5 protein-coding genes and 1 tRNA gene are annotated in these 6,215 nt (G+C 43.4%); 4 read left to right on the top strand and 2 right to left on the bottom strand.

The features are described from left to right. Positions 1 to 138: 138 nt before the first annotated feature. Together B3O12_RS03935 and B3O12_RS03930 are read right to left on the bottom strand one after the other, a co-directional pair. Positions 139 to 212 (bottom strand) — tRNA-Asn (locus B3O12_RS03935). A 95-nt stretch (positions 213 to 307) separates the two neighbouring features. Beyond that, positions 308 to 1,567: an NRAMP family divalent metal transporter gene (locus tag B3O12_RS03930; protein WP_286755362.1), complete on the bottom strand. Its 1,260-nt coding sequence runs from the start codon at positions 1,565 to 1,567 to the stop codon at positions 308 to 310. 204 nt (positions 1,568 to 1,771) lie between these two features. Between B3O12_RS03930 and B3O12_RS03925 the strand changes: the two genes are divergently transcribed. From B3O12_RS03925 to B3O12_RS03910, 4 genes are all read left to right on the top strand, one after another. Then, positions 1,772 to 2,197, top strand: coding sequence for an Hsp20/alpha crystallin family protein (locus tag B3O12_RS03925; protein WP_189628956.1), 426 nt, complete (start codon positions 1,772 to 1,774; stop codon positions 2,195 to 2,197). A 153-nt stretch (positions 2,198 to 2,350) separates the two neighbouring features. Beyond that, on the top strand, positions 2,351 to 3,799 hold the full coding sequence (locus tag B3O12_RS03920; RefSeq protein WP_308440957.1) for a S1C family serine protease: 1,449 nt from the start codon (positions 2,351 to 2,353) through the stop codon (positions 3,797 to 3,799). Positions 3,800 to 4,048: 249 nt separating this feature from the next. After that, positions 4,049 to 5,593, top strand: coding sequence for an aldehyde dehydrogenase family protein (locus B3O12_RS03915; RefSeq protein WP_286755361.1), 1,545 nt, complete (start codon positions 4,049 to 4,051; stop codon positions 5,591 to 5,593). A 96-nt stretch (positions 5,594 to 5,689) separates the two neighbouring features. Continuing rightward, positions 5,690 to 6,184 carry a regulatory protein RecX gene (locus tag B3O12_RS03910; RefSeq protein WP_189628954.1) on the top strand — a complete coding sequence of 165 codons (495 nt, stop codon included), beginning with the start codon at positions 5,690 to 5,692 and terminating at the stop codon, positions 6,182 to 6,184. Positions 6,185 to 6,215 lie beyond the last annotated feature (31 nt).

The raw sequence follows: 6,215 nt of genomic DNA, 5'->3' as shown, positions 1-6,215 counted from the left end.
TATGAAAACTCAGTCGGTCTGAAAATGATGAGGTATAGCCAATATAGTATCGGTCTATTCCAGGAGAATACAGTATGTAGGTGATGTGTTTCATGTAAACGAAAAAGGCCGGCAAATTTGCCAGCCTTACTCTTTTAGCTCCTCCTCTTGGGCTCGAACCAAGGACCCTCTGATTAACAGTCAGATGCTCTAACCAACTGAGCTAAGGAGGAATTTTGTATTTCATTCGCTCATCTTGCGAATGGGTGTGCAATATTAGCAGATGCGAAAATATAAACCAAAAGCTTTGAGCAGATTTTCAAAAAAATCAGAGGGAAATCAGCTCAAAATATACAGCCAGATAGATAATTGCGAAAAGAGTAAGGAAAATCAGGCCGCAAATTGCCAGCACTTTGAGCCACCCTTTGGGTTTGTAGGCTTGTTCAATCTGATCGGACATGATCACCTTATAGTTGATAAAAGCAAATACAGGCGCGATGACAAACGATAGTGTAGTGGCCAAATCTACCAGATCCTTTAGGTTGGAGGAGAGTACAAGAATGAACAAGAATGAAATAGCTGCCACCAATACCATCATAATTGTGTAAAGGGTTCTAATGGCTGTAGTTTTAAAGAAAAGCAGCCGAAGAGTCTCTCCCATAGCTCTTCCGAAACCATCGACCACGGTAATAGTAGTACTAAACATGGTTGAAAACGCGGCTATAGCAATTATAAGATAAGCCCAACCACCCAATGCGTTCGTATATAACTTCACTACCTGATCGGAAAACACGGTGCTATTGCTAGATAGCTCAGTACCTGACCCATACATAACAAACGCTCCCAGAGTTAGAAAACAAAGAGCAAGCACGGCCGTGACAATGTAACCAAAGTTAAAATCGAAAAGTACTTCGCGCATTTTGGTTTGGTAGCCTGTTTGCTTCATTCGCTCTACGGCCCAAAGGCTATTCCAGGTAGAAAGATCCACAGCCGTGGGCATCCACCCCATCAGGGCAATGAGGAAAATGACACCTTCCCGTTCCATAAGCTCCTTAGGAACGAAGCCTGCTACAGGTTCTATAGGGCCTTTGAACAACACCCCAAAAAAGGCTGTAAGAGTAGAAATAAGCAGCACAGAACCAATAACCTTGAGCAGGCTGTCCAGCAAACTATATCTTCCTATAGCCAACACCAGCGTACAAAAAACCAAAATAAGGCCCGAAACCAAGGTAGGATCTAAGCTCCAACCCATTAGGTTGTTAAGCATTCCTGCCGTAACAAATGTAACGGCAGCCGTAACCGTAAACATTGAAGCCAGACTCAGCAAGAAATAAACCCACAACACCCAACTCCCCTCTTGTTTGTACCCTTCCAGAATACTTTTTTTTGTGGCCCCTGCATAGCGACTGCCAAATTCAAAGAAGGGATATTTAAACAAATTGGAAAGTACAATAAAAATAAGTAGTTGAAAGCCGTAATCGGCTCCGGCCCGGGTAGACTGCACCAAATGAGAAACACCTATACAGGTGCTGGCAAACAAAATGCCCGGTCCAAGCGCTCTTAGCAGCTGTTTTCTGTTCGATTCCATAGGGAGTTAAAATGCCTAAAATATGCAATCAATTACTCATCTCATAGTTGATTTATTCGACCAAATACTGTCATTATGTCTTCAATTGTGCTTCGATTAGACAAAAAACAGACATAATGTCTTAAAAATATTCGAAAACTTGCCTTGGTACAATTTTCACATATAGCAGGGCAAATGATTATGAAAACAAAAAAAACTGAAGATATGAACCTAGTAAGAAGAAACTCCGATTGGTTTGTGCCCAGCACAATGGACAAGTTTTTCGACAGATTCTTTAATGAATCTTTTGACAATGTAGCAACTACATTTAATCCGCGAACTGATATTGCCGAAACCGAAAAGGCCTTCGAAATAGAAGTAGCCGTTCCGGGTTTCGACAAGAAAGATTTCAACATTGACCTGAATGACGGGCTGCTTACCATAAGCGGTGAGCGCAAGTTTGAGAAGAAGCAAAGCGAGAAAAACTTCTATTCCATACAAACAGAGTATGGCACATTTAAGAAATCTTTCCAGTTACCGGACAATATTCAGAGCGACAAAATAGAAGCAACTTATGAAAATGGCATTTTGAGCCTCATTATCCCAAAGGATGAGACCAAAAAACTAGCCAGCAAAATTAGTGTGAAGTAGTTTGTGTTGTTGAGGTTGATTAGGGGCCACCAATTTGGTGGCCTCTTTTTGTTGATAGTTGTTAAATCCGGTTAATAACCGCTTAATTTTGAATAAATTAAAACACTAGGTTTTTGAATCACGTTTAGATGTGACAACCGATATTTGGCAATCATGATTTCGAAGCGACAGTTTTTTCTGGGTATTCTGGCCTCCTCTCTTTTGGGAGGGTTAATTGTACTCTTAGGCCTCAGTTTGTTTAACGGCTCTGACGGTAGTAGCGAGACCTCCATTTCCGGTAGCGCTGCCGTTTCTACCTCTTTGGGCGAAATAAATCCGGTTAGAAAAGACTATGTGGTGCCTGAAGGCATCAACTTCATTAAAGCCTCGCGTAAAGCTGTACCGGCCGTAGTTCACATTACCAATACCTCTATTTCTTCGAGAAACTCAAGTTCATGGTCCAGGTTATTTGGAAGAGAAAGACGAGCAAGACAATCTACCGGTTCCGGAGTACTTATTTCGGCAGATGGCTACATAGCCACCAACTACCATGTGGTTGAAGATGCCGATGAGCTGGAAGTTCGCCTGGACGACAACAGAAGAATTGACGCAGAACTTATAGGCGTAGACCCTGACACTGACCTCGCACTTATAAAAATAGATGCCAAAAATCTTCCTCATGTAGAATTTGGCAATTCCGACCAGGTAGAAATTGGTGAATGGGTTTTGGCTGTAGGAAACCCCTTCGACCTAAACAATACCGTAACCGCAGGAATTGTGAGTGCTAAAGCCAGAAATATTAATCTTATTCAAAGTGGACAAGTAAACAACTACGGCATTGAGTCTTTTATTCAAACCGATGCTGTGGTAAACAGAGGCAATAGTGGCGGAGCTTTGGTTAATTTAGATGGGGAGCTAATTGGCATTAATACAGCTATTGCTACTAATACCGGCACCTTTAATGGGTATTCTTTTGCCGTGCCTTCCATTCTGGTAAAAAAAGTAATGGACGATTTGCTTGAATTTGGCAAAGTGCAAAGAGGCCTGCTAGGTGTTCAAATAACTGATGCCGATGGTCGCTTTACCAACGAATTGTCCGGAGTACTCATTAGCGGGGTGAGTCCCGGAGGCGCAGCCGAGCGAGCAGGTATTAAAATTGATGATGTAATAGTGGGCATTGACGACCGAACGGTAAGAACAACCAGCGAGCTTCAGGAGTTGGTAGCCAGAAAAAGACCAGGAGATGAGATTCTTGTCAAGTACAAACGAGACGGTAAGCTTAAAGAAACGAAGCTCAAACTCAGAAAGAAAGATGAGTTTATTGCCGGGGTGCCCGAAGAAGTTACCCTTAGCTACAAAATCGAGGGTTCCACGTTTATCGATATCAACGAAAACATAAAAACACGACTCAAAATTGAAGGAGGAGTACAGTTGGTAGAAATGGGAGAAGGAGCCTGGAAAGAAGCCGGAATAAAAGAAGGCTTTGTAATTACTAAGGTAGGCGATGTAGACATTAAAGGCCTCTCGGATTTTCAGGAACTGCTCGATGCAAAAACCCGAGACTTCTACGTAATGGGCAAATACCCCAACGGATACAAAGACTACTACAGAATTAACTGGTAAATAAGTACTTCCATAAAGGGCTGCTTTAGAAGCTCACGGGCCTGCGCATTACGGGCAGACTCAGTGTTTTTCTGGAGCAGCCCTTCTATTTCTGTCTCTTTTGAACATGCCTTTCTTACTGTAAACTCTCTCAGCCTTTTCTGTAATACCAAAGTTCAAATAGAAGTGCCCCATTCCAAGCCTCAAAATTTTGGAGGCCTCTGAAAATACTTGTAATTATGGGCTAGTAACCAATAGAGAGAAACAGAAATGGAGAATTTTGGTATTGATAGCGCATTGAAAAACCTTGGCGTAGGCACTAATAATAATGGTACTTCTACAGGATCTAAAAGCTCGGGCAAAGGTGGAGAACTTAAATCTTTTTCACCGGTAAACGGGCAGTATATAGGATCGGTAAGCACTACCACCCGCGAAGAATATGACCAGGTAGTTGCCACCGCTCAAAAAGCCTTTTTAGACTGGAGAGAAGTAACCGCACCGGCTCGTGGAGAAATAGTAAGACAGTTTGGTGAAAAGTTGAGAAAACACAAAGCCGATTTGGGCAAGCTGGTTTCTTACGAAATGGGCAAGTCTTACCAAGAGGGCTTGGGTGAGGTTCAGGAAATGATAGATATTTGTGATTTTGCCGTGGGTCTTTCCCGACAGTTACATGGCCTTACCATTAAATCTGAGCGTCCGGGGCACCACATGCAAGAGCAATGGCACCCACTTGGAGTAGTGGGTATTATTTCTGCATTTAACTTCCCGGTGGCTGTTTGGTCCTGGAACACTGCCCTGGCCTGGGTTTGTGGCGATGTGTGTATCTGGAAACCCTCTGAAAAAACTCCGCTTTGTGCCGTGGCCTGTCAAAACCTGATTGCCGAAGTACTTAAAGACAACCAAATGCCTGAGGGTATCTCGTGCATGATTAATGGCGATTATCAGGTAGGTGAATACATGACCAAAGACGAAAGAGTTCCGCTTGTTTCGGCCACTGGCTCTATTCGTATGGGGAAAATTGTGGGTCAGACAGTGGCTGCCCGATTGGGCAAATCCATTCTCGAGTTGGGAGGAAACAACGCCATCATTGTAACCCCTGAAGCCGACCTGAAGATGACCATTATCGGTAGTGTATTTGGCGCGGTGGGCACAGCCGGGCAGCGCTGTACTTCAACCCGAAGGCTCATTATTCACGAGTCAATCTACGACAAGGTGAAAGACGCTCTCGTAAATGCCTACAAGCAACTTAAAATTGGCAATCCATTAGATGAAAACAACCATGTGGGGCCACTCATAGACACTGATGCAGTGAAGAACTATACCAATGCCATTGAGGCCGTTCAAAAAGAAGGAGGTCGCATATTGGTTGAAGGAGGAGTACTGCAAGGTTCTGGATATGAAAGCGGATGTTATGTAAAACCATGCATTGTGGAGGCGGAAAACCATTACGCTACTGTTCAGGAAGAAACCTTCGCCCCTATACTTTATCTCATTAAGTATTCAGGCGATGTAAACGATGCCCTGGCTATACAAAACGGTGTAAAACAAGGGCTCTCTTCGGCCATTATGACCAACAGTGTAAGAGAAGCCTATCAATTCCTGTCGGCCTCAGGTTCCGATTGTGGCATCGCCAATGTGAACATTGGTACTTCAGGAGCAGAAATTGGAGGAGCCTTTGGAGGTGAGAAAGAAACTGGCGGTGGTCGCGAGTCCGGTTCAGATGCCTGGAAAGGATACATGCGCAGACAAACCAATACCATTAACTACACGGATAAACTGCCACTTGCTCAGGGTATAAAATTCGATTTGGGTTAATTGACCAAATCCATATCAGGCACCGCGAAGCAAACGCCCTCTTGGCTATTTCGCGGTGCTTTTTAATTTACATCCTTCTGTACTGTCATTTAGAATATGCTTGATTACGAAAACTCCAAACCAGGCAAAACATATGATCGAAAAACAGCCAAACTAAAGGCTGCCGACTTTTGTGCCTATCAGGAGCGTTCGCAACAAGAAGTCAGAGACAAACTATACAGCTATGGTTTACACCAACAAGATGTAGAAGAAGTGCTCACAGAACTCATTGTGGAAGGGTTTATTAATGAAGAGCGCTTTGCCAAAGCCTTTATTGGAGGCAAATTCCGTATGAAAAAATGGGGGCGACAAAAAATTCTTCAGCAACTTAAACCACATAAACTATCTGACTACTGCATAAAAAAAGGATTGGAGGAGATAGATCCCGAGGAGTACTGGCAAGCCCTAATCGGCCAGGCCCAAAAGAAATATCAGCAGCTTTCAGGCCATTCGGAGTATATAAAAAAGGGCAAACTATCACAGTATCTTTATGGTCGGGGCTTCGAATCGGATCTGATCCGCGAGGCGGTTGATCAAATTGTTAAGGATTAATTAGGAGCGTGTTTTCAACCCATCTGCTTCT

Source organism: Roseivirga sp. UBA838 (assembly GCF_002296035.1).
In the GTDB taxonomy this organism is placed as follows: domain Bacteria; phylum Bacteroidota; class Bacteroidia; order Cytophagales; family Cyclobacteriaceae; genus Roseivirga; species Roseivirga thermotolerans.
The sequence above is the reverse complement of the archived record's forward strand: the minus strand, read 5'-3'. Positions and strand labels throughout refer to the sequence as shown.